16 protein-coding genes, 2 tRNA genes, 2 pseudogenes and 1 riboswitch are annotated in these 26,708 nt (G+C 73.0%); of the genes and pseudogenes, 14 read left to right on the top strand and 6 right to left on the bottom strand.

Annotated features, from left to right (window positions below):
• Both AC07DI_RS26485 and AC07DI_RS26490 read left to right on the top strand, forming a co-directional pair.
• Window positions 1-339: pseudogene (locus AC07DI_RS26485) on the top strand (DEAD/DEAH box helicase); the annotation flags it as partial.
• Window positions 340-537: 198 nt separating this feature from the next.
• The gene (locus AC07DI_RS26490) at window positions 538-2,076 is read left to right on the top strand and encodes an amino acid permease (protein WP_478906393.1); all 1,539 of its coding nucleotides are present in this window, start codon (window positions 538-540) and stop codon (window positions 2,074-2,076) included.
• A 51-nt stretch (window positions 2,077-2,127) separates the two neighbouring features.
• Here AC07DI_RS26490 and AC07DI_RS26495 read toward each other — a convergent pair whose 3' ends face one another.
• Window positions 2,128-3,741 carry an MFS transporter gene (locus AC07DI_RS26495; RefSeq protein ID WP_478906350.1) on the bottom strand — a complete coding sequence of 538 codons (1,614 nt, stop codon included), beginning with the start codon at window positions 3,739-3,741 and terminating at the stop codon, window positions 2,128-2,130.
• Between the two features lie 461 nt (window positions 3,742-4,202).
• Here AC07DI_RS26495 and AC07DI_RS26500 point away from each other — a divergent pair.
• The 3 genes and pseudogenes from AC07DI_RS26500 to AC07DI_RS26510 form a co-directional block, all read left to right on the top strand.
• Window positions 4,203-4,276: transfer RNA gene (locus AC07DI_RS26500), tRNA-Lys, on the top strand.
• A gap of 97 nt (window positions 4,277-4,373) precedes the next feature.
• The gene (locus AC07DI_RS26505; RefSeq protein WP_478906352.1) at window positions 4,374-5,300 is read left to right on the top strand and encodes a helix-turn-helix domain-containing protein; all 927 of its coding nucleotides are present in this window, start codon (window positions 4,374-4,376) and stop codon (window positions 5,298-5,300) included.
• A 104-nt stretch (window positions 5,301-5,404) separates the two neighbouring features.
• Window positions 5,405-5,611: pseudogene (locus tag AC07DI_RS26510) on the top strand (antitermination regulator); the annotation flags it as partial.
• A 203-nt stretch (window positions 5,612-5,814) separates the two neighbouring features.
• On the opposite strand, the gene AC07DI_RS26515 reads toward AC07DI_RS26510, so the two are convergent.
• The gene (locus tag AC07DI_RS26515) at window positions 5,815-6,360 is read right to left on the bottom strand and encodes a YceI family protein (protein ID WP_478906353.1); all 546 of its coding nucleotides are present in this window, start codon (window positions 6,358-6,360) and stop codon (window positions 5,815-5,817) included.
• A 228-nt stretch (window positions 6,361-6,588) separates the two neighbouring features.
• Here AC07DI_RS26515 and AC07DI_RS26520 point away from each other — a divergent pair, with 228 nt between their 5' ends.
• The 7 genes from AC07DI_RS26520 to AC07DI_RS26550 all read left to right on the top strand — a co-directional run bounded on the left by AC07DI_RS26520 (window position 6,589) and on the right by AC07DI_RS26550 (window position 14,627).
• Complete coding sequence (locus tag AC07DI_RS26520) at window positions 6,589-8,145, top strand: MFS transporter (RefSeq protein WP_478906355.1); 1,557 nt, start codon at window positions 6,589-6,591, stop codon at window positions 8,143-8,145.
• Between the two features lie 205 nt (window positions 8,146-8,350).
• On the top strand, window positions 8,351-9,199 hold the full coding sequence (locus tag AC07DI_RS26525; RefSeq protein WP_478906395.1) for a glycosyltransferase family 2 protein: 849 nt from the start codon (window positions 8,351-8,353) through the stop codon (window positions 9,197-9,199).
• Window positions 9,200-9,431: 232 nt separating this feature from the next.
• Window positions 9,432-10,658 carry an alginate lyase family protein gene (locus AC07DI_RS26530; RefSeq protein WP_478906357.1) on the top strand — a complete coding sequence of 409 codons (1,227 nt, stop codon included), beginning with the start codon at window positions 9,432-9,434 and terminating at the stop codon, window positions 10,656-10,658.
• Window positions 10,659-10,705: 47 nt separating this feature from the next.
• Window positions 10,706-10,779, top strand: a tRNA-Met gene (locus tag AC07DI_RS26535).
• Between the two features lie 207 nt (window positions 10,780-10,986).
• Entirely contained in the window at window positions 10,987-12,144 is a 1,158-nt protein-coding gene (locus AC07DI_RS26540; RefSeq protein ID WP_478906359.1) for a PP2C family protein-serine/threonine phosphatase, read from the top strand.
• A gap of 231 nt (window positions 12,145-12,375) precedes the next feature.
• Window positions 12,376-12,538, top strand: a riboswitch (cyclic di-AMP (ydaO/yuaA leader).
• A gap of 11 nt (window positions 12,539-12,549) precedes the next feature.
• Entirely contained in the window at window positions 12,550-13,629 is a 1,080-nt protein-coding gene (locus AC07DI_RS26545; RefSeq protein ID WP_478906361.1) for a M23 family metallopeptidase, read from the top strand.
• 53 nt (window positions 13,630-13,682) lie between these two features.
• Window positions 13,683-14,627 carry an aldo/keto reductase gene (locus AC07DI_RS26550; protein WP_478906363.1) on the top strand — a complete coding sequence of 315 codons (945 nt, stop codon included), beginning with the start codon at window positions 13,683-13,685 and terminating at the stop codon, window positions 14,625-14,627.
• Between the two features lie 3 nt (window positions 14,628-14,630).
• On the opposite strand, the gene AC07DI_RS26555 is transcribed toward AC07DI_RS26550, so the two are convergent.
• The 4 genes from AC07DI_RS26555 to AC07DI_RS26570 all read right to left on the bottom strand — a co-directional run bounded on the left by AC07DI_RS26555 (window position 14,631) and on the right by AC07DI_RS26570 (window position 19,872).
• Complete coding sequence (locus AC07DI_RS26555) at window positions 14,631-15,998, bottom strand: PrsW family intramembrane metalloprotease (RefSeq protein WP_384256113.1); 1,368 nt, start codon at window positions 15,996-15,998, stop codon at window positions 14,631-14,633.
• Between the two features lie 43 nt (window positions 15,999-16,041).
• Entirely contained in the window at window positions 16,042-16,875 is an 834-nt protein-coding gene (gene trmB / locus AC07DI_RS26560) for a tRNA (guanosine(46)-N7)-methyltransferase TrmB (RefSeq protein ID WP_478906366.1), read from the bottom strand.
• A 143-nt stretch (window positions 16,876-17,018) separates the two neighbouring features.
• A complete protein-coding gene (gene lhgO, locus AC07DI_RS26565) occupies window positions 17,019-18,236 on the bottom strand; it encodes an L-2-hydroxyglutarate oxidase (protein WP_478906368.1) in 1,218 nt (405 codons plus the stop codon).
• A gap of 193 nt (window positions 18,237-18,429) precedes the next feature.
• The gene (locus tag AC07DI_RS26570; protein WP_384256120.1) at window positions 18,430-19,872 is read right to left on the bottom strand and encodes an NsdA family TPR-like regulatory protein; all 1,443 of its coding nucleotides are present in this window, start codon (window positions 19,870-19,872) and stop codon (window positions 18,430-18,432) included.
• Window positions 19,873-20,869: 997 nt separating this feature from the next.
• Here AC07DI_RS26570 and AC07DI_RS26575 point away from each other — a divergent pair.
• The gene (locus AC07DI_RS26575) at window positions 20,870-22,990 is read left to right on the top strand and encodes an asparagine synthase-related protein (RefSeq protein ID WP_478906370.1); all 2,121 of its coding nucleotides are present in this window, start codon (window positions 20,870-20,872) and stop codon (window positions 22,988-22,990) included.
• Between the two features lie 165 nt (window positions 22,991-23,155).
• Window positions 23,156-26,707, top strand: coding sequence for an AfsR/SARP family transcriptional regulator (locus AC07DI_RS26580; protein WP_478906372.1), 3,552 nt, complete (start codon window positions 23,156-23,158; stop codon window positions 26,705-26,707).
• Window position 26,708: the final 1 nt, after the last annotated feature.

Consider the following 26,708-nt stretch of genomic DNA (forward strand, 5'->3'; position numbering starts at 1 on the left):
GGCGACCGTGGTGGCCGTTCTTTCGAGCGTCGTGACGACCGTGGCGGTGAGCGTGGTGGCTTCCGCCGCGACGACAACCGCGGTGGCGGCTTCAACCGTGACCGCCGTGACGACAACCGTGGTGGCGGCTTCCGTCGCGACGACCGCCCCTCCGGCGGCCACCGCGGCAGCGACCGCCCCTTCAACCGTGACCGCCGCGACGACCGCCCCGCCGGTGGCGGCTTCCGCTCCGGTGGCCACGACCGTCCGGCCCACAACCGCCGTGACGACCGCACCGGCTCCGGCACGGGCTCCTTCGGCCGCCGCGACGACAAGCCGCGCTGGAAGCGCAACGGCTGAGCGGTGACCGCCCGGCCCGACGGGCCTGGCTGAACCGAAGACGAAGGGCCCGCACGGCGTACGCGCCGTGCGGGCCCTTCGTCGTACCCGTACGGGCCGCCCCGCGCATGGCGCGCCCACGGCGAGGGAATCGCTGGGGGCATGACAAGTGACCCGAGCGAACGGAAACAGCCACCACCCACGACCGCGCGCGCCCCCATGTCCGCCTCCGCCTCCGCCCCCACCTCCGGCTCCGACGAGGAGCGTCTCGCCCAGCTCGGTTACACGCAGGTCCTCGCGCGGCGCATGTCCGCGTTCTCCAACTACGCCGTCTCGTTCACGATCATCTCGGTCCTGTCCGGGTGCCTCACCATGTACCTGTTCGGGATGAACACCGGCGGCCCTGCCGTGATCACCTGGGGCTGGGTCGGCGTCGGCCTGATGACGCTCTTCGTGGGGCTCGCGATGGCCGAGATCTGCTCCGCGTACCCGACATCCGCCGGGCTCTACTTCTGGGCGCACCGGCTCGCGCCCGCCCGCTCCGCCGCCGCGTGGGCGTGGTTCACGGGCTGGTTCAACGTACTCGGGCAGGTCGCCGTCACCGCGGGGATCGACTTCGGCGCGGCGTCGTTCCTCGGCGCGTACCTGAACCTCCAGTTCGACTTCGCGGTCACCGAGGAGCGCACGATCCTGCTCTTCGCCGCGATCCTCGTGCTGCACGGGCTGGTCAACACCTTCGGCGTGCGCATCGTCGGGCTGCTCAACAGCGTCAGCGTGTGGTGGCACGTGGCCGGGGTGGCGGTGATCGTCGGCGCGCTCGCGTTCTCGCCGGACTCGCACCGGTCGGCGTCCTTCGTCTTCACCGAGTTCGTGAACAACACGGGCTGGGGCAGCGGCCTCTACGTCGTCCTCATCGGGCTGCTCATGGCGCAGTACACCTTCACCGGCTACGACGCCTCCGCGCACATGACGGAGGAGACCCACGACGCCTCGACGGCGGGCCCCAAGGGCATCGTCCGGGCCATCTGGACCTCCTGGATAGCGGGTTTCGTCCTGCTCCTCGGCTTCACCTTCGCCATCCAGTCGTACGAGGGCGCCCGCGGCTCGGCGACGGGCGCGCCGCCCGCCCAGATCCTCCTGGACGCACTCGGCGCGACGGCGGGCAAGCTGCTCCTGCTCGTCGTGATCGGAGCCCAGCTCTTCTGCGGCATGGCCTCGGTGACCGCCAACTCCCGCATGATCTACGCCTTCTCGCGGGACGGCGCGCTGCCGTACTCGCACATCTGGCACTCGGTCAGCCCGCGGACGAGGACCCCGGTGGCCGCGGTGTGGCTGGCCGCGCTCGGCGCGCTGGTGCTCGGCCTGCCGTACCTGATCAACGTCACGGCGTACGCGGCGGTGACCTCGATCGCCGTCATCGGGCTCTACATCGCCTACGTCGTCCCGACGTTGCTGCGGCTGCGCAAGGGGGACGCCTTCGAGCGCGGGCCCTGGCACCTGGGGCGCTGGTCCCGCCCGGTCGGTGTCGTCGCGGTGGGGTGGGTCGGCGTGATCACCGTCCTGTTCATGCTGCCGCAGGTGTCGCCGGTCACCTGGGAGACCTTCAACTACGCGCCGGTCGCGGTGCTCGTCGTCCTCGGATTCGCGGCGGCCTGGTGGCTGGCGTCGGCCAGGCACTGGTTCCTCAACCCGGACCACGCCCGCACGCGGGCCCGCGACGCGGCGCGCGCGAGCCGCCCGGAGCCCCTCGACCCGTGAGGGGCGGAGGTGCTCCGGACGGTCGCGGCGGTCGGGCGGCTCGTGGGCCGGTCAGCTCGCGGGCTCCGCGACGTAGCCGGTCGGCTCCGGTGCCGGTGCCGGTTCTTGCTCCGGCTTGGCAGCCGGTGCCCCATCCTTTGCCGCCGGTGCCCCGGCCTTCCCGGCCGGACGCAGGGAAAGTACGAGCACAGCCGCCCCGAAGAGCGCGACGAGCATGATCCAGACCGCGCCGACGTGCATGGCGTGGACGAACGCGTCATCGGCGGCGTGCGCGAGAGCGGGCCGGTGGGTCTCGGCGGCGACGTGCCGGGCCTGCTCGGCGGAGACGCCCGCCCGGTCCCGTACCGACGCGGGCACGTCACCCAGCGACGGTTCGATCGCGCGCCGGTACACGATCGACATGATCGTGCCGCCGACGGCGATGCCGAGCACGCTGCCGGTCTGCCGCACGGTGTTGGTGACGGCCGATCCGGCACCGGCCCGCTCCAGCGGCAGCGAGCTGATCAGCGCCGCCGTCACAGGACCGAGCACCATGCCGATCGTGAGGCCCTGGACGAGGAGCAGGGCCTCGATCCAGCCGAGCGGTGTCCCAAGGCCGAAGAACCCGTACGCGCCCATGGTCAGCGCCGCCACGACGAGCGCGGGCACGGACACGGCACGCAGCGACCAGCGGCGCACGAGCCGGGCGCCGACGGGCGCGCCCAGGATCGCGCCGAGCGCGGTCGGGAGACCGGCGAGGCCCGCCTCGGTCGGCGTGTAGCCGCGGGCGCCCTGCAGGTAGAACGCGTTGTAGAAGGTGACGGCGGTCACGGCGAAGAGGAGCAGGCCGAGCGCGACGTTGCCGCCGCCGAAGGTGCGCTGCGCGAGCAGGCGGGGGTCGAAGCTCGGCATCCTGGTGCGCAGTTCGACGAGGACGAAGGCGGTCAGCAGGACGAGGCCGACGGCGACCGGCGCCCAGACGTCGGTACGGCCCCAGGCGGCCACCTGCCCCGCCCGGATAAGACCGTAGGCCAGCGCCGCGAGCCCGGTGATCGAAAGGAGCATGCCGGCCGGGTCGAGGGGACGCCGGACGGGGCTGCGGAAATTCGGGACCAGCGTGGTGATTCCGATCAGCGCGAGCACTACGACCGGGACATTGACGAGAAAGACCGAGCCCCACCAGAAATGGTCGAGGAGCAGCCCGGCGAGCACCGGGCCCGCGGCCATTCCGACACCGGCGGACGTCGAGGAAATGGCGATCGCGGTCGAGCGGGCGGGGCCTGTGAAGGTCCACATGAGGATGGCGAGGTTCGCGGGCATGATCAGCGCGCTGCCCAGACCCATCGCTGCACGAGCGGCGATCAATTGATTCGCGTCGCCCGCATATGCCGCCCACACCGAAGAGGCGGCGAAAACCACGAGACCACTGACGAGCACGGTCCGGTGCCCGAACCGGTCGCCCAGCGCGCCCGCGGTGAACATCAGGGTGGCGAAGGCCAGGGTGTACGAGCCCGTGGCCCACTGGAGCGCGGCAGGCCCGGCGTCGAGGCCGCGGGCCGGGTCGGCGAGGGTCTCCAGGGCGGTGCTCAGGACAGTGTTGTCCAGCCAGATCAGGAGCGAGCACACCATGAGAGCGGCGAGGATCAACTGCTGCCTGGACTTCGACAGCGAAGGGGATGTGGTCACGAATTCCCTAGGGGTCGGGTCGGTGAAAACTGACGAGGAGGAACGTAAGCAATTCCGTATCCCCCTGTCAATTGCTCGGGCTGTTGTTTTTTCGCAGGTCGCCGGGGCATAGCGGGGGGCCCGTGTCAATTCTCTGAACAGTGCGCGGGAATCGGCTTCCCGGAGATATTCGGAGGCATGGCGCCGGGCGCCTGTCAATGCGCAATTCTCCGCATGCGAACCGCCTTGAACTGCCGATGAATGGAATGGGCGGGGCATATTGCTCCACCCCTGTCAATTTCGAATTCGCAGTTCAGGTGCCTTGCGGTGCGACCGGATGTCTGCCCCGTCGCCCCCACGGTCCGCCGCCGGGTGGGGGAACGTCCGCCACCGCCGTGCTGGGACGCCGAGTTGGGGCCGGGCGCGCCCGGCGGGGATAAGGCTGTGAGGCTCGTCGGACCGTACGGCTATGCTGGGCGGGCGGGCCGCTAGCTCAATTGGTCAGAGCAGCAGACTTTTAATCTGTTGGTTGTGGGTTCGAGTCCCACGCGGCCTACGTGGAAGGCCCAGCCGGAGAGCGCTCCGGCTGGGCCTTCAGTGTGTTCGGGGGTCCCGGCGATCGGTCGCCGGCCCGCGGCCTGGGGGGAGGCCTCTTGCAGGGAGATCTGGATCGCGCTGCCGCCCGTGCCCGCGCGGAGGCCGATGAACCGCGGGACGATCACCCGCACGCCGTGGTCCTCGAGCGGGCCGGGTGGCTGCTCGACCACGACAACGCGCATGGTGGCGACCATGTGGCGGACGCGGCGATCCGCGTGTGGCGTTCCGAACGCGCGAAGATCACGGAGGATGACAAGGCCCAGCTGAGCGTCGTCGCCGAACTCGCGGAGATCGCGGGCTGGTTGCTGTTCGACGCGGCACGCCGTGCGGAGGCCCGGGCCGCATGGTCGGAGTCCCTGGACATGGCGCAGCGGGCGGGCGACCGCTCCATGCAGTGGTTCGCCATGGATCTCCTGGCTCTGGAGGCGGTCGAGAGCGGCCGGGTGGGGGAGGCGCTGTCTCTCTGTGAGGAGATCGCCGGTCGCGGAGTGCCGCCGCGTGTGGCACTGCTCACCGAGCTTCGACGCGGCCGGGCCCTGGCCACGGCCGGTGACCACGCGCGGGCGCGGCAGGCGATCGGGAAGGCGCGCGGCGCCCTGGAGGACTCCCTCGACCCCCGTGATCCGCTGTGGTCGTGGTGGGTGAACGATCTGGAAGTCACCGGGCACGAGGCGGAGGTCGCCCTGTCGCTGGGTGAACCCGCGCGTGCGGTACCGCGCTTCGAGCGGGCCCGGGAGCTGGTCGAGGCGGCCGATCCGTCGGGACGCGGAGCTCTGTACTACGCCACGGCCGAGCTGGACGCACTCGTACGGCTCAAGGCCTGGCGAGAGGCCGAAGAGCCGCTGTCGCGGCTGCCGCCTCTGCTGCGCGACGTGACCTCGTCCCGCCACCGCGGGCGCCTGCGCACGAGCTTGCGCGTCATCGGCAGGGACGGCCCCTCGTGGCTGGCCGACCTGGCGCGCGAAGTGGCGACGAGCCGATAGGGACGGAGCCACCCGGATCGGCGAAGAGCCGTCCAGGCGGCTCCGGTCGTGTCAGGCTTGCGGGGCGGGCCGGCAGGCCGGGGACGGCAGGGGTGGGGTTGGCCATGGACTGGCGTCGGTTCGCGTTGCAGATGGCTTCGATGGCGCGCGACCTCCTGGCGCAGGAGTCCGTCGACGCCACGCTGCGGCAGATCAGCACGTCCGCCGTCGAGCTGGTGGACGGGTGCGACGCGGCCGGGATCCTCGTCCTGCGCGGCAAGAAGGTGGTCACGATGGCGGCCACCGAACAACTCGTCGTCGGGACGTCGCGCGGCGGGTCTGTGAGCGGGGCGCCGTGATGTGAGCGGCCCATACACGCGGCTCCCCCGGCTCTTTGCTGAACCGGAGGAACCTGGCCCGGTCAGCCCTCCAGAGGATCGCTGCTGAACCCGGGCCTGACCATCAGGTCCCCATCCCTGTACACCTCACACATACCCGTCGACCGGAGGGCGAGAAGCCGCCGATGCCCGAGCCGTCACGGCTGCCGTACCGCCACCACCTCGAACTCCACCGTCACCTGCGAGCTGACGATGAGCGTGTCCACGGCGTTGGCGGTCGCGCCCCAGTCCTTGCGGTTGATCGTGGCGCCGCCGCGGAAACCGGCCAGGAGGCGGCCGTCGGCGCCGCTCTCGCCGCCGGTCGACTCGACGTCCAGGGTGAGCGGCCTCGTCGTGCCGCGCAGCGTCAGGTCGCCGGTGACCCGGAAGCGGGCCCCGTCCACCTGCTTCACCTCGGTCGAGGTGAACGTGATGACGGGGTGGTTGGCCGCGTCCAGGAACTTGGCGCGCAACGGGTCGTCGCGCATCCGCTTGCCGGTCTGGAGGCTCGCCGCCCGCAGGGTGAGCCGGACGTGGGACTTCGCCGGGTTGTCGCCGTCGAGGTGGGCACTGCCCTCGAACTCCTCGAACGTGCCGCGTACTCGAGGCCCCACGGAGTGCTTGCCGACGAACCCGATCCGGGTGCGGTCGGCGTCGAGGGCGTACTCGCCGCTCAGCTCACTGAGCTCGGTGATGGTTGGCATGCTTGGTCACTCCCGGAATCGCGGGAATCGCGGACGAGGCGTTGACGATACCGCCGTCGGCCGCGTCCCTCCGGGCTGCTCCAGCCTCAAACCACCCCGAGTCAAGCGCAGTTGCGGGACGCGAACGCCGTCCCCTGTTGCGCACACCGTGCGCAGTGCGTACAGTGTTCGCAACGAGAGCACGCCGTACTCGGCGAGCGTGCCGCCCACTTTCCTGGGGGTCCCACGATGGAAGTACGCCGCGATCCGCGCCGCTGGCTCATCCTGATCGTGCTCTGCCTGAGCACGCTCGTCCTGGTCGTCGACAACATGGTCCTGACCGTCTCGGTCCCGCCCATCGCCGAGGATCTGGGCGCGGACGCCCAGGACATCCAGTGGATCATCGAGTCGTACATCCTCGTCTTCGCCGGACTGCTCCTCACCGCGGGCAGCCTCTCCGACCGGTTCGGACGGCGGCGCGTGATGATCGTGGGGCTCGCCCTCTTCGGTGCGGCGTCCCTCCTGGCCACCGTCGCCCAGAACCCCGAACAGCTCATCGCGGGGCGGGTGTTGATGGGCGTCGGCGGCGCCCTGATCATGCCGAGCACCCTGTCGATCCTCATCACCGTCTTCGACGACGAGGAGCGCCGCAAGGCCATCGGCGCCTGGAGCGCGGTGGCCGTGGTCGGCCTGGTCGGCGGGCCCGTGCTCGGCGGCGTGCTGATCGCCCACTTCTGGTGGGGCGCGGTCTTCCTGATGAACGTCCCCGTGGCCGGCCTCGCCATCGTCGCCGCCCTCGTCCTGATGCCCGAGTCCAAGGGCCCCGCCCGGAAGGCCGACCCGCTCGGCATGGCCCTGTCCATGGTCGGCATGACCGCGCTCGTCTGGACGATCATCGAGTCCGCCAAGACCGGGCTGGACGACATGGGTACGCAGGCCTCGCTCGGTCTCGCCGTCGTCGCCCTGGTGGCCTTCGGCATCTGGGAGACCCGCACCGCGTCCCCGATGGTGCCGCTCTCGCTCTTCCGCAACCGCGTCTTCAGCGGCGCCAGCTTCTCCCTCGTCCTGCTGACCTTCGCCAACGGCGGCCTGATGCTGGTCCTCACCCAGTACCTGCAGTTCGTCCTCGGCTACTCCCCCGCCAAGACCGGCCTCGCCTTCGCCCCCATGGCCGTCGCCACCCTCGTCTTCAACGGCATCGGCGCCACCCTCGGCAACAGGATCGGCAACCGGCCCATGACCGCGGTCGGCCTGGCCGTCATCGCCGCGGGATTCGGCGCCCTCGCCTCGCTCCCCTCCGACGCCGGGTTCGGGATGCTCGCCGCGGCCATGGTCCTGATCGGCGTCGGCGGCGGCCTGGCGATGCCGGCGGCGACCGCCGCCCTGATGAGCGCGGTCCCCGCCGAGCACGCCGGGGTCGGCTCCGCCCTCAACGACACCGTCCAGCAGGCCGGCGCGGCCCTCGGCGTCGCCGTCCTCGGCACGGTCCTCTCCAGCACCTACACCGACGCCATGCCCGCCTCCGCCCCCGCAGGGGCAGGGCACTCCGTCCCGGACGCGCTCGCCCTGGCCGCCACCACCGGCGACAGCGCCCTCGCCACCGCCGCCCGAGAGGCCTTCACCGAGGCGATGTCGGCCAGCTTCTGGGCCGGAGCCGCGGGCGTCCTGGCCGCCGCGGTCCTCGCCCTCGTCCTCATCCGGGACGGCGGCAAGGGCGTCGCGGGGGAGCAGGCTCCGGCCGACACCGAGCAGCCCCCGGCCGACAGCGAGGCCACCCGAAGCGGTGAACTGACCAAGGCCGCCTGACCGCCCGAGTGCCGTTCGCCCGGCCGCCCGACCACCAGCCCGTCCCTCCTCGGCCGCCCCCCTCATACGCCTTCCGCGCCCCGCCCGGCTTCGGCCCCGCGGGGCGCCGTGGTGTTGACTGGCCGGTCTCCGCCGCACATCTGGAGGGACCACCGTGACTCCACCACAGCCGACGCCACCGCGCCTGGGCGTCGCCGTCATCACGATGGGCAACCGGCCCCGGGAGCTCGACGCGCTGCTGGCGTCCGTCGCCATGCAGGACGTACCCGCCGACCGCGTCGTCGTCGTCGGCAACGGCTCGCCCCTCCCCGAACTCCCCTCCCTGCCCGGCAAGGTGACCGCCGTCGAGCTGGACGAGAACCTCGGCTGCCCGGGCGGACGGAACGTCGCCATCGAGCGCCTCGCGGACTTCGGCGACGTGGACGTCGTGATCGAGCTCGACGACGACGGACTGCTCGTCGCCGACGACGTCTTCCGCAGGATCCGCGACCTGTTCGCCGCCGACCCGCGCCTCGGCATCGTCGGCTTCCGCATCGCCGACGAGACGGGCGAGACCCAGCGCCGCCACATCCCCCGGCTGCGCGCCACCGACCCGATGAAGCGGGGCCTGGTCACCGCCTTCCTCGGCGGCGGGCACGCGCTGTCCATGCACATGCTGGCCCGCACCGGCACCTGGCCCGCCCAGTTCTTCTTCGGGCACGAGGAGACCGACCTGGCCTGGCGGGCGGTCGACGACGGCTGGCAGATCCTCTACGAACCGGCCCTGCTGCTCCAGCACCCCAAGACCTCCCCGGCCCGGCACGCCGTCTACTACCGCAACACCGCCCGCAACCGCGTCTGGCTGGTCCGCCGCCGCCTCCCGCTCCCGCTGATCCCCGTCCACCTGGGCGTCTGGACCCTCCTCACCCTCGCCCGCACCCGCTCCCTGCCCGGCCTGAAGGCCTGGGCCGCCGGCTTCGTCGAAGGGCTGCGGACACCGTGCGGCGAGCGCCGGCCCATGCGCTGGCGCACGGCCTGGCGGTTGACCCGCCTCGGCCGGCCGCCGGTCATCTGACGGGCGTACGGAGGACGGGACCCGGGCGCGGACGGCACACCCGGACATGGCGTACCCGGACACGGCGTACCCGGACACGGCGTACCCGGACAGGGCACACGCCTCCGGCGCCGAGCCGCCCGAACGGAGCAGCCCGGCGGTGCGCCGACCCGAGCACCGGGCCAGGCTGAACGCCAGGGCAATGAGGCCCGCAGCGGTGGGGCCCGAGCCGGCCCCGAACCGGAGGTGCAGCATGGCGGCAGCCGTACGCGGCACAGGGCGGCGCGCCCTGGCCCTCCTCCTGGCCCCTCTCCTCCTCGCCCTCGCCGCGGCCTGCGGTGGCGGCTCCGGCGGCCCGGACACCCGTACGGCCGCGGCCCGCCCCCTCGACCTCGCCTTCAACCACCCCGGCGTCCTGGTCGGCAAGGAGCAGCTCGACCGGGTCCGCGCCCACGTCGGAGCGCGTGAGCAGCCCTGGCTCGCGGCGTTCGAGCAGATGCGGAGCAGCAGGTTCGCCGCGGCGGACTACACGGCGAAGCCGTACGACGTCGTGGTCTGTCCGCCCGACACCCGCCCCGGTCAGGGCTGCGTCGAGGAGCGCGAGGACGCCCTGGCCGCGTACACCCAGGCGCTGCTCTGGAGCGTCACCGGTGAGCGCGCGCACGCCGAGAAGGCCGTGCAGATCATGGACGCCTGGTCGAAGCGGATCACCGGGCACACCGAGGCCAACGCCGGGCTGCAGACCGCCTGGGCCGCCTCGTCATGGGCCCGTGCCGCCGAGATCGTGCGCTACACGTACGACGGCTGGAGCGACGGGGCGCTGCTGCGTTTCGAGCGGATGCTGCGCAACGCCTACCTGCCCCAGGTCAGGAACGGTTCCGCCGACTTCAACGGCAACTGGGACCTGGTGATGGCCGACGCGACCATGTCGATGGCCGTCTTCCTCGACGACCACGCCACGTTCGAGAAGGCCGTGCACCACTTCAGGACGCGCGTGCCCGCCTACTTCTACCTGGAGTCGGACGGGAAGCTGCCCGTCTCGCCGGAGGGCAGCGGCATCGACACGGCGGGCGAGCTGAAGAGGTACTGGTTCGGGCAGGGCACGTTCACCGACGGGATCTCCCAGGAGACCTGCCGCAACTTCAAGCACGCGAGCTACTCGCTCGCCGCCGCCTCGCACATGGCGGAGACCGCCCGGCACCAGGGCGTCGATCTGTACGGGGAGGTCAGGGACCGGTTGCGGGCCGCCTTCGAGTTCCACGCCAAGTACCAGCTGGGCGCGCGGGCGCCCGCCTGGCTGTGCGGCGGCAGGGTGCGGCGCGACATGGGACCCGACACGGAGGTCGGCCTGAACCACCTGCGGGGGCGGCTGCATCTGGAAATGCCGTACACCGAGAAGTACACGGTGGCCCGGCGGCCGGAGGGGACGGACGGTCTCTTCGTGGCCTGGGAGACGCTCACCCACGCGGGCAACGCCTGAAGTGGTTCGACGCACCCCTCCAGATGGCGTAGAGTTGCATTCAACGGCGCGGGGTGGAGCAGCTCGGTAGCTCGCTGGGCTCATAACCCAGAGGTCGCAGGTTCAAATCCTGTCCCCGCTACTCAAGACCTAGGGCCCGGAACCAGCAATGGTTCCGGGCCCTAGGTGTTTTCCCGGGTCCTAGGTGTTTTCCCGGCCCTTCCCCCGGGCGCGCCTTGGGGACCCTCCTCCGTAACCCGGTCGGACCGCACCGGCTCGCACCCGCTCCCCGACGGGGGAACCCTGAGTGGAGCGCGTTGATGGGCGCGGAGTCGGCGGGAGACAAGCGGTGGGGCAGCGAGCGGGAACCGGCGACAGGGGTGCCTCCGCGCACGAATGGGCGTTCGTCCGCGCCCTGCCGCTCCTGCTCCTGCTGGTCGGCGTCGTCTACGACGCGGCGACCCCGCCGGACTTCACCGCGGCCCCTCTCTACACGGCCGCCCCGCTGATCGCCGCCCCCTTCTACTCGCTGCTCAGCACCGTCCTGACCGGCGCCGCGTCCACCGTCGCCGTCCTCTTCCTGCACTTCGGGGCCCGGGCCGACAGCCGCGTCGAGGCCGTCACCGAAGTGATCACCGTGGTGACCGTCGCAATCCTCGCCATCGTCATCAACCGCGTCGTCCGCCGCGGCAACGACCGGCTCGCCAACGCCCGCTCCATCGCCGAGACCACCCAGCGCGCCGTGCTGCCGGAGCCCGACCCGCGCATCGGCGGGCTCGACATCGCGGCGCGGTACGAGGCCGCGCAGGCCGACGCGTTCATCGGGGGCGATCTGTACGCGGTGCAGGACACCCCGCATGGCGTGCGGCTCATCGTCGGTGACGTACGGGGCAAGGGCATGGGCGCGGTCGCGGCGGTCGCCGTCGTCATCGGCGCCTTCCGGGAGGCCGCCGAGCAGGAGACCACCCTGGAGGCGGTGGCCCAGCGCCTGGAGCGGGCGCTCGCGCGCGAGGGCACCCGGCGCGACGGGCTCGACGCGTTCGAGGGGTTCACCACCGCCGTCCTCGCCGAGATCCGGCACGCCGACGGCCGCGTACGGCTGATCAACCGGGGGCACCCGGCGCCGCTGCTGCTGCGCGGGGACGGCCGGCTGTGCGTCATGTCGGCGAGCGAGCCCGCGCTGCCGCTCGGCATGGGCGATCTGGGGGTCTGGCCGGACCGGGCGGACGAATCGGAGTTCCCGCCCGGCGCGATGCTGCTCTTCTACACGGACGGCCTGTCGGAGGCGCGCGACGTGACGGGGGAGTTCTACGATCCGGCGGCCCGGCTCGGCGGGCGGATCTTCCCCGGACGTGGGGGACCGCGGGCCCTGCTCGCCGCGCTCGCGGAGGAGGTGCGGCGGCACACCGGGGGCCGGATGACCGACGACATGGCGCTGCTCGCGGTGCGCCGGCCCGTCGCGGGGGATCCGGACGTCACAGATCCGGGCGTCACCGCCGGTGATTGAAGTGAGCCACTCCGCATCACAACTGACGTGTTGTCAAGGGAGTGTGAAGTTCCGGTGCACGGCCCGGTGTGAGGAAGTGTCGTCAACTCGCCCTGTTCTGACCACTCCTGTCCCCATACGTACAGGTGAACAGCGTTAACGATCAATCGGAACAGCTTGGAATAGTGACCCGCTGTCTATTAACGTTCGATAACGCAGCGCGGTCGTCCCAGCCGTCACTAGAGGCGGCTCCGCGCGCACGCGCCTAATCCCGCAAGGGAGCCGGGGAACCACTAACTTGGGGTGAATCGGGCCTCTGCGCCTCGTGCATCCGTGCACCCGCGCCAGACGCTCGTAGGAGACCTTCCTGCTCCGAACCCGTCAGCTAACCCGGTAGGCGAGAAGGAAGGAAAGGAGCGCGCCCCAGTGGCGTCCAACCGGCCTGCCCCCCAAGCCGTGTACGTACCGAATGACGACGACTTCGGCTCGTACGACGAGGGCTCTTTCGAAGAGTGGAACCCCACCGAGGAGTCCGTCCGTCCCGTCCGCGGCAGGCACCGTGTGCACAAGAAGAGCGGTGGCGGGCTCGCCCGGAGCTCCACCGTCCTCGGCGTGGGCGTCATCGCCGCCGTCGGCGCGGGCGGCATCGCCACCGCGCAGGACGGCAGGCCGCCGGTCTCCATATCCATGCCCGACTTGCCGGGCATGGACACCGTCGCCGACTCGCTGCCGGACGCCGAGTCGCTGCCCGGCGTCGGCTCGTTGCTGGCCGACGGCTCCCCGGACACCACGGCGAACGCCGCCGCGGCGGCTCCGCTCACCGCGGCCGGTGTCAGCACCGCCGACGCCGAGCAGGGCACCACCGACGCGGGCGAGGCACTGCGCGCCCGCATCATGCGGCAGGCCGAGAACCAGCAGCACCAGGCCGACACCGCCGTACGGACCGCGGCCGAGGACGCGACCGCCCGGCAGGCCGCCCGGCAGGCCGCCGGCCAGCAGCGGGCCGCCGAGAAGAAGGCCGACGCCGAGGCCGCCGCCAAGAAGAAGAAGGCGGAGGAGGCCCGCAAGGCGAAGGCCGAGGCCGAACGCCTGGCCAAGCTCGCCAAGAGCTACGCCATCCCCACCTCGTCGTACACCCTCACCTCACACTTCGGTGACGCCGGTGCCATGTGGTCCTCGGGCCACCACACCGGACTGGACTTCGCCGCTCCCACGGGTACCCCGCTCAAGGCCGTGCACACCGGCACCGTCAAGGAGGCCGGCTGGGCGGGCGCGTACGGCTACCGCACCGTGCTCGAACTCGAGGACGGCACGGAGGTCTGGTACTGCCACCAGTCCTCGCTCAATGTCAGCGCGGGCCAGAAGGTCACCACGGGCGAGGTCATCGGCCGCGTCGGCGCGACCGGCAACGTCACCGGGCCCCACCTGCACATGGAGGTCCACACCCCGGACGGCACGGGCATCGACCCGCTGACCTGGCTGCAGGGCAAGGGCCTGAACCCCTGATCGACCCTCGTCCCTGACGGAATTCGCATACCGTCGGGGACGTTGAGCGACATATGACTTCTCTCCGTACACTCGGCGCTTCCGAACTCGAGGTCTCCCCGCTCGCCCTGGGCGGCAACGTCTTCGGCTGGACCGCCGACCGGGCGGCGTCCTTCGCCGTCCTCGACGCCTACACCGCGGCAGGCGGCAACTTCATCGACACCGCCGACGTCTACTCCGCCTGGGTCGACGGCAACAAGGGCGGCGAGTCCGAGACCCTCATCGGCGAGTGGCTGGCCGAGCGCGGCAACCGTTCCGACGTCGTCCTCGCCACGAAGGTCGGCGCCCACCCCGACTTCAAGGGCCTCTCCCCGGCCACGGTCAAGGGCGGCATCGACGCGTCCCTGCGCCGTCTCGGCACCGACTACATCGACCTCTACTACACGCACTACGACGACCCGTCGGTCCCCGTCGAGGAGATCATCGGCACCCTCGACGAGCTGGTGCGGGACGGCAAGGTGCGGGCGATCGCGGCCTCCAACATCACCCCGGAACGGCTTCAGGAGTCCCTCGACTTCTCCGACCGCGAGGGCCTCGCGCGCTACGTCGCGCTCCAGCCGCACTACAACCTCGTCTCCCGCGACACCTACGAGGGCCCGCTCCAGGAGGTCGCATCCCGCTCCGGCCTCGCGGCCGTGCCCTACTACGCACTCGCGTCCGGCTTCCTCACCGGCAAGTACCGCCCGGGTGCGCGGGTGGAGAGCGCGCGCAGCGGGCGCGTCCAGGAGTACGCGGGCACCGAGCGCGGCGACCGCGTCCTGACCGCGCTCGACGAGATCGCCGCGGAGCGCGGCGCCGAGGTCGCGACCGTGGCGCTCGCCTGGCTCGCGGCCCAGCCCACCGTCGCGGCGCCGATCGCCTCCGCCCGCACGGTCGAGCAGCTGCCCGCGCTGCTCGCGGTGGCGGACCTCCAGCTCACGGAGGCGGAGGCCGCGCGCCTCACGGCGGCTTCCGCGTAGCCCTCAGGGGCGGCGGTACGGATTGTCGTACGCCGTCGGGTAGCCGTAGCCGTAGCCGTAGGCCGGGTAGGGCTGCGGCTGCGGCTGGTACGGGGGCAGGCCGGGCGGAAGGTGCCCGTACGCCGCGTACGGCACGGGGAGCATCACCGGCACCGGCAGTGTCGCGCGGGCTGCGTACGCGAGGGCGGGGCGGGCCGGCTCGCGGCGCTCCCAGAGCTTGTCGAGCAGCTCACGCTCGCGTACGACGAAGTCGGCCCCGGCCCGGCCGCGCCGGCCCCGGTGGCGCAGGAGCGCGAGCGACGTCGCATACGTCTCGTACTCGGCGACCGTGCGGGCCGCGGCCTTGCCCCAGGTGTACGAGGCGTAGTCGCGGGCCAGCGAGCGGGCGCGCATCGAGCCGAGCGCGTACGGCTCGGGCGGGGTCAGCCAGCCGGCCGCGGCGTACCCGGGCAGCTCCGCCCGGATCGTGCGCAGTTCGCGCTGCCGGGTCCAGATCGCCAGCCAGGTCAGCAGCCCGAACGCCGGGAGCATGAAGGCCGCGTACACGGTGAAGAAGCCGTACTGCCCGAAGACCGCCGAGCCGTTCCACAGCGCGTGCATGCCCATCGCGAGCAGCAGCCCGGCGAGCGGGAGCAGCGCGCGGCGCAGGCGCCGGTGCTCGGCGGCGAACGCGGCGAGGCCGAAGCCGATGCCGGTCAGGACCGTGAACAGCGGATGCGCGAACGGCGACATGACGACGCGTACGAAGAAGGTCGCGGCCGTCACCGAGGCGAGGCCGCTTTCGCGGCTGAGCTGGTCGGTGACGAAGGCGTTGCCCAGATAGAGGATGTTCTCGGTGAACGCGAAGCCGGTCGCGGTCACCCCGGCTATGACGACGCCGTCGACGATCCCCGTGAAGTCGCGTCTGCGGAAGAGGAAGACGAGCAGGACGGCCGCCGCCTTCGCGCTCTCCTCGACGATCGGGGCGATGACGGTCGCGCCGAGGGTGTCGGCGCTGGTGGGGTCGGCGGTGGCGGTGGCTATCCAGCGGATCGCGAAGCTGTTCGCGACGATCGCTATGAGGGCGGCGGCGCAGGCTCCCCAGGAGAAGGAGAAGAGGAGGTTCCGCCAGGGCCCCGGCTGCACCCGGTCCAGCCAGCGGAAGGCGGCGACGAGCAGCGGCACGGGCACGGTCGCGAGACCGAGCCCGACCAGGAAGCCTTCGGTGCCGGTCTGCTCCCTGACCAGGGCGAGGATCACCAGGCCCGAGAGGGCGAGCAGCGTGACGAGCGCGGCCACGCGTATCGCGCGCCGCTGCCACCAGCGGACGCGGCGCAGCGCCCCCGGGGCGGGCGCCTCGGGGGGTATCGGATACGGGGAAACGGTGGCCACGCCGTTGACCCTAACGAGGGACGGGACAGGCCGCGACGGTGCCTCAGCCCTGGGCAGGGGCGACTCGGCGGAACAGCAGGTCGTGGACGACGTGGCCCTTGTCGAGGCCCTGGCCCTCGAAGCGGGTGAGGGGGCGGAAGGCGGGGCGCGGCGCGTACCCGCCGTCGGCCTGGGTGTTCTCGAAGTCGGGGTGCGCGGTGAGCACCTCCAGCATCTGCTCGGCGTACGGCTCCCAGTCGGTCGCGCAGTGCAGCAGCGCGCCGGGCTTGAGGGAGGGCGCGGCCAGCGTCAGGAACTCCGGCTGGATCAGACGGCGCTTGTGGTGGCGGGCCTTGGGCCAGGGGTCGGGGAAGTAGACGCGAAGGCCGTCGAGGGACGCGGGCGCGAGCATCTCGCGGAGCAGGATGATCGCGTCGCCGTTGGCCACCCGGACGTTGCTCAGGCCGTTCCGCTCGGCGAGGGCGAGGAGGTTGCCCTGGCCGGGGGTGTGCACGTCGACGGCGAGGATGCCGGTGTCCGGGTCGGCGGCGGCCATCTTCGCGGTGGCCTCGCCCATGCCGAAGCCGATCTCCAGGACGACGGGCTTGCCGGAGGGGGTCTCGCCGTCGCCGAAGAGCTCGGCGAGATCCAGCGTGCGCAGGCCGTCGATGTCCAGTCCCCACGTGGGCCAGAGCCGGCGCAGGGCGTCCTCCTGGCTGGCGGTCACCCGGCTGCGCCGGGGCTGGAAACTCCGGATCCGCCGCTCGTGGTGCGACCCCGCGGGGTCGGGCGACGGCCCTCCGGGAAACCGGGCCGGAGCCTGCGGACGGCCACCCGCGCGCGGGGCACGGACAGCGTCCGGCGACGGGGTTTCGGGGGTGTGGGGTGAGTCAGACACAGTGCGGCGATTTTACGGGGTGGCGGAGGGCGGGGGCGCACGAGCCGTTGCGGGAGCGGCTGCGGGAGCCGCTGCACGAGCCGGGTCCGGTCCACGGCTGCCTGTCCGCTCCCCGGCTGCCTGTTCCTGGCCAGGGTCGTCGCTCAGCCCGCGGCGCGCAACGCGCCCAGCGCCCGGCGGGCGACCTCCCTGCCGATGGGGAGGGAGGCGGTGGCGGCGGGGGACGGCGCGTTCAGTACGTGCACCGTGCGCGCGCCCTCGCGTATCAGGAAGTCGTCGACCAGCGTGCCGTCCCGCAGGACCGCCTGGGCCCGGACACCGGCGGGCGCGGGCACCAGATCGTCCGGCCCCACCGCGGGCAGCAGCCTGCGCACCGCTTCGGTGAACGCGGACTTGGACGCCGAACGGCGCAGCTCACCCGCCCCGTACCGCCAGTGGCGGCGCGCTATGTGCCAGGAGCCGGGCCAGCCGAGGGTCCCCGCGAGCTCGCGGGGGCGGATGACCGACCAGTCGTACCCCTCCCTGGCCAGCGCGGGGACCGCGTTCGGTCCCACGTGGACGCCGCCGCCGATGCCCCGGGTGAGGTGCACGCCGAGGAAGGGGAAGGCCGGGTCGGGCACGGGGTAGACGAGGCCGCGCACCAGCTCGGGGCGGACGAGATCGAAGTACTCGCCGCGGAACGGGACGATCCGCATGCCCGGGTCGTCGCCGGTGAGCCGCGCGACCTCGTCGCAGTGCAGTCCCGCGCAGTTCACCAGGACCTTGCCGCGGACGACCGTGCCGTCGGCGGTGGCGACCGCCACACCGCGGTCGGGGCGGCGGTCGATGCGGGTGACCTCGCCGCCCGCGCCGTAGCGGATGTCGGCTCCGGAGGCGTCCGCCAGGTGCGCCGCCACCGCGCTGTAGTCGCAGATCCCGGTCGTGCCCACGTGGATGGCGGCCAGGCCGCGGACCTCCGGTTCGTACTCGGCGATCTGGGCGGGGCCGAGCTCCCGGACCGGAATGCCGTTCTCCCTGCCGCGCTGGACGAGGCCGTGCAGGCGGGGGAGCTCCGCGCGCTCGGTGGCGACGATCAGCTTGCCGGTGACCTCGTGCGCGATGTCGTACTCCGCGCAGAACTTGATCATCTCGGCGGCGCCGCGGACCGCGTACCTCGCCTTGAGCGAGCCCGGACGGTAGTAGATCCCGCTGTGGATCACGCCGCTGTTGCGGCCCGTCTGGTGGCGGGCGGGTCCGTGCTCCTTCTCCAGGACCGTGACCCTGGTGCCGGGGGCGGTGCGCGTGAGGGCATACGCCGTCGCCAGACCGACGATCCCGCCGCCGATCACCAGTACGTCGCAGTCGTACGCGACCTTCTTCACCGCGCCTCACCTCCCACCACAGATACTGCCCTGCGCCACTGACAACGCCGCCAAACCTCGGGCGCCGGATCCTTCTCCGCCGCTCCGCGGTGGTTCACACGGGGCCACCCCCGCGTTCACCCACCCGCCCGCCATGACGATGCCGGACGCGACGGTGCCGCCCCCCCGGGCCACCCCGGAATCCGCCCGCCGGCTACGCCGGAGCCATCAGCAGCGGCCGTGCCCGCTCGCGGAGCTCCACCACCCGTGGCTCGTCCCCGTACGGCTCCAGACGGTGCAGCAGGTCCTTCACGTACTCCGTGGTCCGCGCGGAGGAGATCCGCCCGGCGACCTCGAGCGCCCGCGTGCCCTGCTCGCACGCCGCGTCGAGGTTGCCGGACTCCAGCTCGGCGACCGCCGACACCACGAGGCGTAATCCGTGCGAGCGCACGAACTCCTCGGTGGGGCGGGACAGCGCCTGCTCGGTGAAGCGCCGGACCTGCCGCGGCGCCTTCAGGTCGCGGTAGCACTCGGCGGCGTCGGCGGCGAAGCGGTCGTAGGAGTAGAAGCCGAGCCAGCTGGGGTCGTGGTCGCCGTCCCGGGACCGCTCCAGCCACCCCTCGGCGGCCCGCAGCGCCGCCCCCGCGGCCTGCGCGTCGTTGGCACGCGCGTGGGCCCGCGCCTCGACGAGGCGGAAGAAGCTCATGGTGCGGGCGGTGGCAAGGCCCCTGTTCCGCTCCAGGGCGGCCTGTGCGAGGTCGACGCCCTCGTCCCCGAAGCCGCGGTACGTCGCCTGGAGGGACATGGAAGCAAGGACGTACCCCCCAAGGGGTACGTCCGCCGCCGCGCGGGCGAGCCGCAGCGCCTGGATGTAGTAGCGCTGGGCCGCCTCCTGCTGGCCCGTGTCGAAGGCCATCCAGCCGGCGAGGCGCGTCAGCTCGGCCGACGCCCCGAAGAGCGCGCGGCCGACCTCGTCGGAGTACGAGCCGAGCAGCAGTGGCGCCGCCTCGACCCGCAGGCACTCGGGGACCATCGAGGAACGCCAGTCGCCGCCTCCGTACTTGGAGTCCCAGCGGCGCGCGTCCTCGGCGGCCTCCCGCAGCTTCAGTACGTCGCTGTGACCGACCTTCATCGGCGCGCCGTCCTCGGGGTGCGCGACGTCGCGTGCCACCTCGGGCGACACGTCGCGGGCGACGGAGCTGTCGGCCGGGGTTATCAGCCAGCGCGACGCGGGCGTCGCGTAGGCGCTGACGGCGAAGGAGCCGGCCAGCGACTGCCAGATGCCGCCGCCCGCCCTGCGGCCCGCCAGATCGAGGCGGTACAGCTCGGTCGCGGACTTCACCGCCGCCCCCACGTCGCGCGGGAAGGCGAGGCCCACCTCGGGCGCGGGGTCGGCGTCCGCGAGGCCGATCTCGTGCAGCGGCACCGGGCGGCCGAGCTTCTGTCCGATGGCCGCCGCGATCAGGTGGGGCGCGGCGCCCTGCGGCACCATGCCCTTGGACACCCAGCGGGCCACCGATGTCTTGTCGTAACGGAGCGTCAACCCGCGTTGTGCGCCGAGGTCGTTGACCCGGCGGGCGAGTCCCGCATTGCTGATTCCCGCGAGGGCGAGAACGGTGCCGAGCTTTTCGTTCGGCCCGCGTTGCTCCCTGGACATGCGCCACCCCTCGACACAGACGGCTGCCGGGCGGTGGCTGGACCGCACGGCATTCGTGCTGGGTTCCCCCGGGGGCAGTGGCACCCGTGGCCGTGAACCGGCCGTGAGCGCCGTGGCATGCGCCACGTGCGCCATGGCCGGACCCTCCGCGCACCGCGGTCCGGGCGGTCGCGCCCCGGGCCCCGCGCGCAGTGGCCGGAATGGCGGCCGCAAGAGCGTTTGGCCGATCCTCCAGGTATATGCCTCCGCGAAAACATCAGCACACACAGCGTAGTTCGCCGCATCCCAAGCGTTAAGAGGCGCAGTTCCGGATGGCGAGATTGTTGCCCGTACGGAAGTGCGTCCATGCCTCGGCGTGCTCCGGTTGTGTGGCCGTGCGCCCGTGTGTGCGCTCTTCTCCGGCCACTGGGGGAGCGCTTCCATTGGCGGTGCGTGGGTCGGCCCGCTGCGCTGGAGTCAGTGGGCTGGGGGACACCGCCGCCTTCATCCCCGCGGGCGGCGGACCGGTCCGGGGGGCGAACGCCGCCTCCCGGGCTGTGGGTTGCCGTCGAACGGTTCCGTTCCGGGCGCATCCCAGGCCGATTTGGCCGAAAAGCGCCCGTGTATACAAACGGGCATTTCGCCCACGGGTGGGCTGCGGAGTGCGCTCGCGCCCGTCACACGCGCCACGGGCGCGAGGCCTTCGCGCGGCGCGCCGGGGCCGGACCGAGGTCTTCCCGGGTCCTGTACGAGGTCTCCCCGGGGCCTGCCCGAGGTCTCCCCGGGGCCTGCCCGAGGTCTCCCCGGCGTCCTCGTAAGAAGCATGCTGTCGTTCGGCCCTTCAACTACCGCACGCCCAAGGTGCATTCACTGGCCCTAGAGGGCCTCCGCAGCCCTTCCCGCGCGCCTCCTTCGTGGCAGCATGGGTCCCCAGTTCTCCGGTAGTTCTTCGGTGCGCTCGGTCGGCCGTGCCGACGGCGATACGCCGACGGTTCGTCCACAGCCTGTGGAGGCAGCGATGCGGTGGTTGGTGGGGTGGAGCAGTACCACCGCGAGGTCCTCGGCCCTGGGCTCTGCCGGTGCCACCGGCGCGGACGGCGAGACCGTGCACCCGGTCGGCTCCCAGCTCCTGTGGGGCGACCCGGACCCGCTCTGGGCGGTGGGCGACTGGCGCGCCGACGAAGTACGCACAGTGACCGTCGACGAGCAGGCCCGCATCGCGGTGCTCGGCACCTGCGGAGCCGACGACGACGAACTGCGGGTCGGTCTCCTCGCCGCCCGCGGCGGCGCCCTGCGTCACCTGACGGCCTGGCCCGGCAGTTACACGGCGGTCGTCCAGGTCGGCCGCCGCGTCATGATCGCGGGTGACCTCGCGGGCGCCCGCCCCGTCTTCTACACCCCCTGGGCAGGGGGGACGGCCTATGCGACGGCCGCGCTGCCGCTGGCCGACCTCATCGAGGCCCACCTGGACATCGGCCACCTCGCGGCGCTGCTCGCCGCCCCCGACGTCCCCGAGGCGCTGCACGACTCCACCCCGTACCAGGGCGTGCGGCGCGTGCCACCGGGGCACGCGCTGATCCTGCGCGCGGGCGCACGGGAGATCGCCGGGTACGAACCCGTGGCCTCGCTGGCCGTCGCGGCTCCCCCCGGCGACCCCGACAGTGCGGTGGACGGCGTCAGGGACGCCCTCGTTGAGGCGGTACGTACCCGCCTCACCGCCCCGCGCCACGTACCCGGCACGGGCGTCGACCCCGGCCCCGTGCCCGGCATGGGGCCCGCCGAACGGCGCGCGGCCCGCGGCATGCCGGTGCCCGGCATCGGAGCCGACCTCTCCGGAGGACCCGCATCGGGAACCCTCGCCCTCCTCGCCGCCGGCCTGCCCGGGATGCCCGGCACCGTCCTCGGGCACGGCACGGGCGCGGGGGAGCGGCTGCTCGCCGTCACCTTCAACGACCTGGCCGTCAACGGCCGAGAGGCCGAACTGGAGCGGGCCGGCGCCATCGCCGCCAACCCCCGCCTGCACCACGTCGTCGTCGCCGCGGGCGAGGACGCATTGCCCTACGCCGACCTCGACGGCCCCCTGACGGACGAGCCGAGCGCCGTCCTCGTCTCCGCCCAGCGCCACCGCGCGCGGCTCTCATCGGGCAGCGCCGACCACTTCACGGGCCACGGCGCCCGGCAGGTCCTCGACGCCCACCCGGCCCGCCTCGCCGACCTCCTGATGGACCGCAAGCGGCGCCACCTCGTGCGCCCCGTGGCGGCCCTCGCGAAGGCCGACGGCTCGGTGCTGGTCCCCGCGCGCGTGTACGGCGCCGCGCGCAAGCTGGCCCGCATGCCGCACCGCGCGGGCGTCGAGTCACTCGCCGACCAGCTGCTGCACCGCCGCTTCGACGAACCGGGCGGGGCCGTGGGGGCGTCGCTCGCCGCTCTCGCGTGGGCAAGGCCGGGCCCCGCCGCGCGCTGGCTGACCGGTGAGGCCCTCGCTGAAGTATCGGTTCGCCTCCACGACACGACGCTGCGCGGGGCCGGGCCCGGCCAGCGCCCGGGCGAGTTCCGCGCGCGGGCGTCCCTCGCCCGGCACGCGGCGGACCTGCGCGTCCTGGAACAGGCCGCAGAGGTGCGCTTCCAGCGCCTGCACGCGCCCTTCCTGGACAACCAGGTCGTCCGCGCCTGCCGCGCCCTCCCCGAAGCCCTGCGGGTCCGGCCCGGGGCGCGGGCCGCGATCCTGCGCACCGTCCTGGAGGGCGCCGGGGTCACCGAACTGCCGCCCGGCTGGGGCGCGCCGTCCCACGCGTCGAACGAGGCCGCCGTCCGCACCGGCCTCCGCGTGGCGGTGGACGACCTGATCGCCCTCTTCGACACCCCGCTGCTCGCTCAAGCCGGCCTGGTCGAGGCCCGCGTCGTCCGCAAGGCCCTGCGCTCGGCAGCCGAAGGAGAACCACTTCCGCTGGACGGCCTCGCCGACCTGGTATCCACCGAACTGTGGCTGCGGCGGCTGCTGTCGCGAAGAGGAACGTGCTGGACCGGCACTCCAGCACGGCAACGAGCCGTCCCTACGGGGAGCGTGGTTCCGCAGCGGGGTGCTCTAGGGGCGGGGCGTCGGCCGTCCAGCGGGGCCTCGGCCGGGTCGACCGGGTAGGTCGGACGGGCGGGTCGGGCGGGTCGGAGAGAGCGGGCCCGGCGGGGTGGAGGGGACGTACGCCGCCACCGGAACGCCACACTCCGGAAGCCGCCGCCGTCCCCGGTGACGCGCACCCGTAAGAAAGCCCGCGCCCCCGCGCACTCCACCGGGGAGAATGACGAGGTGCGGTACAGAATTCTGGGCGCCACCGAGGCGTACGACGACCAAGGCGCCCCCCTGCCCGTAGGGGGCCAGCGCCTGCGCGCCCTGCTCGCGGCCCTCGCGCTCCACGCGAACCGCACGGCCGCCGTCGCCACCCTCATCGACGAGGTCTGGGCGGACGACCCGCCGGCCGACGCCCCCGCCGCCCTCCAGGCACTCGTCGGGCGCCTGCGCCGCGCTCTCGGCAAGGACGCCGTCGTGTCGGCCCCCGGCGGCTACCGCCTCGCTGTCGCCCCCGAGGACGTGGACCTGCACCGTTTCGAGCGGCTCGCGCGCGAGGGCAGGGCGGCCCTGGACCGCGACGACCCGGCGTCCGCCGCCCGCACCCTGCGCGAAGCGCTCGCCCTGTGGCGCGGCCCCGCCCTCGCCGATCTCTCCGACCACAGCGCCTCGGCACGCCCCGAGGCCCTGCGCGCCGAGGCCGTCCGCGCGCGGATCGAGGCGGACCTGCTCCTCGGCCGCGCCCCCGACGTCGTACCGGAACTGCGGGAGCTGACCGCCGTCCAGCCGTACGACGAAACCTTGCGCGCCCTGCTGATCCGCGCCCTGCGCGATACCGGACGCGGGGCCGACGCGCTCGCCGCCTACGAGGAGGCGCGCCGCGCGCTCGCCGACGGCCTCGGCACCGACCCCGGCCCGGAACTCCGGGCGCTGCACGCGCAGTTGCTCGCCGGTTCTGGTCCCGGTTCTGGTCCCGGCCCCGGTTCTGGTTCTGGTTCTGGTGCGGGTCCAGCGGACCGCACGGGCCCAGCGGACCGCACCGGCCCAGCGGACCGCACCAGCCCAGCGGACCGCAACAGCCCGGCAGGCTCCATCGGCCAAGCGGGCCGCATCGGCCAGGCAGCCTCCGGCGAACGATCGGCCGCCACCGGCGGTCCAGCGGCACACCACGCACAACTGCCCCGCACGGAGCAGCCGTCCCCCGCCGACCCGACCGCCCCCGCCGAACCGCCAAGCCGCGCCGGTCAGCCGACGCCCATCGAGCCCTCCCCGCAACCCGGCCGCTCCCCGCACCCCGACCGCTCCGCCCCCGCCGAGCGGAACGGGAACATCCGCGCCCGCTTGACGTCCTTCGTCGGCCGGGAACCAGAACTCGCCGCCATCCGTTCGGACTTGCGCAGGGCCCGCCTCGTCACCCTCACCGGACCGGGCGGCTCCGGCAAGACCCGCCTCGCCGAGGAAGCCGCCGCCGGGCATCCACAGGCATGGCTGGCCGAGCTCGCCCCGCTCGACCATCCCAAGGCGGTGCCCGGCGCTGTCGTCAGTGCGCTCGACCTGCGCGAGACCGTACTGATGACCAGCGAACTGACCGCGCCGCAGGACGACCCGGTCGCCCTGCTCGTCGAGTACTGCGCCTCGCGCAGCCTGCTCCTGCTCCTTGACAACTGCGAACACGTCATCGGCGCCGCCGCCGAGCTCGCCGAGACCCTCCTCACGCACTGCCCGGGCCTCACCATCCTCGCCACCAGCCGCGAACCCCTGGGCGTGCCGGGCGAGTCGGTGCGCCCCGTGGAACCGCTCCCGCCCGACCCGGCGCACCGCCTGTTCGCCGAGCGGGCCGCGGCGGTGCGGGTCGGCTTCGACCCCGAGGAGGACGCGGCGGCCGTCGCGGAGATCTGCCGCCGTCTGGACGGCCTGCCGCTCGCCATCGAACTGGCCGCCGCCCGCCTCAGGTTGCTCACCCCGCGCCAGATCGCCGACCGTCTCGACGACCGCTTCCGCCTCCTGACCAGCGGCAGCCGCACGGTACTGCCCCGCCAGCAGACCCTGCGGGCCGTCGTCGACTGGTCCTGGGAACTCCTCGACGAGGCCGAGCGGACCGTGCTGCGCGAGGTGTCCGTCTTCGCCGGCAGCTGGGACCTTCAGGCGGCGGAAGCGGTCTGCACCGCACCGGCCACCGACCTGATCGGCGCCCTGGTCGACAAGTCCCTGGTCGTGGCCGTCCCGGCCGCGGGACCCGGCGACACCGGTATGCGCTACCGCCTCCTGGAGACCATCCACGAGTACGCCAGTGAGCGCTCTGCCGAGACCCCGGAGCTGCTCGCCGCGGCCACCGACCGCCACTCGGCGTTCTTCGCCGACCTCGTCGCACGGGCCGACCCCCTGATCCGCTCGGCCGAGCAACTGCCGTGGATCACCCGCCTGGAGACCGAGCTCGACAACATCCGGGCGGCCCTGCAGCGTCTCATCGAGTCCGGTGACGCGGCGGCTGCGATCAGGATGGTGCTGCACACGGGCTGGTTCTGGTGGCTGCGCAACTACCGCGGCGAGGGCGCCGACTGGATGGGCCGCGTCGTGGCACTCGCCCCGGACGGCCTGCCCGACGAGGACGATCCGCTCTACTGGCCGTGGATGAACCTCCGGATACTCCACCTGTTCCTGGTCGCGGAGTCCAGGCCCGTGCGGGGGCCCGAGGGGCCGGGCCAGGACGCCGGCTGGGGCGACGACGAGTACATCACCGCGCTGCGCAGCGCGTTCATGCGGCCGGGCCCCGAGTCCGCCCGCTTCCCCGGCCTCATCTGGCCGTTCTCGATCTTCTTCACCGGCGGCACCCACGAGGACGCCAAGGTCCCGCTGAACCGGACGGTCGAGAACTGCCGCAGGTACGGCGGCGACTGGGACCTCGGCGTCATCCTCATGTTCCGCACCCACATGGCCGTCGACATGCCCGGCAACCTCTCGGGTGTCGACGAGGACCTGGCCGAGCTGCGGGAACTGAGCCGCCGCGTCGGCGACCGCTGGATGCGCGCGCAGGTGTGCAGCGCGGCGGGCGAGGCGGCCATGGCCCGCAGCAACTACGAGGACGCCCGCGCCGAGTACGAGGAGGCGCTGCGCCTGGCCTACGAGGTGGGGGCATACGCCGAGGCGCCGTTCCTGCTCGCCCGGGTCGCCGAGATCTCCTACCGCCGGGGCGACCGGGCCGTCGCGTCCAAGGTGCTCGACGAGGCGAGCCGGGAGGCCGACCGGTCCGGAGTGACGGATTCGCGCGCCTTCGTACGGCTGCTGCGGGCGATGATGCTGCTGGACGAGGGGAACACCGCCGGGGCCAGGGCCTTGTGGGAGGAGGCGCGTCGCGAGTCCGCGTACGGCTCACCGCCCCCGCAGTTCGAAGCCGCCCTCGGGGGGCTGCGGGCCGGCATCGTCGCGGCCGAGTCGGGACCGGCCGAGGCACTGCCGCTGCTCACCGAGGCGCTGGGCGCGGCCCTGACGGCACGCTGCTCCGAGTCGATCCTCGCCTCCTTGATCGACAGCACCGCCGTGTTCCTCGGCGACCTCGGCCACCACGCGTGTGCGGCCCGGGTGCTCGCCGCCGCCATGTCCCTGCGCAACGGACTCGCCCGCGCCATGCCGGAGGCCGCGGAGGCCGAGCGCGCGGAGCGCGAGGCCCTCGCCGCGCTCGGCCCGGAAGGGTACGAGCGGGAGCGCGCGGCGGGCAGCATGCTGACGCCCGAGGACGTACTCGCCGTGGCGGCCGAGGCGCTCGCGGAGACAACGGGCCCGACAGGCGCCTAGG

It is taken from the genome of Streptomyces sp. NPDC044106, from assembly GCF_056433985.1.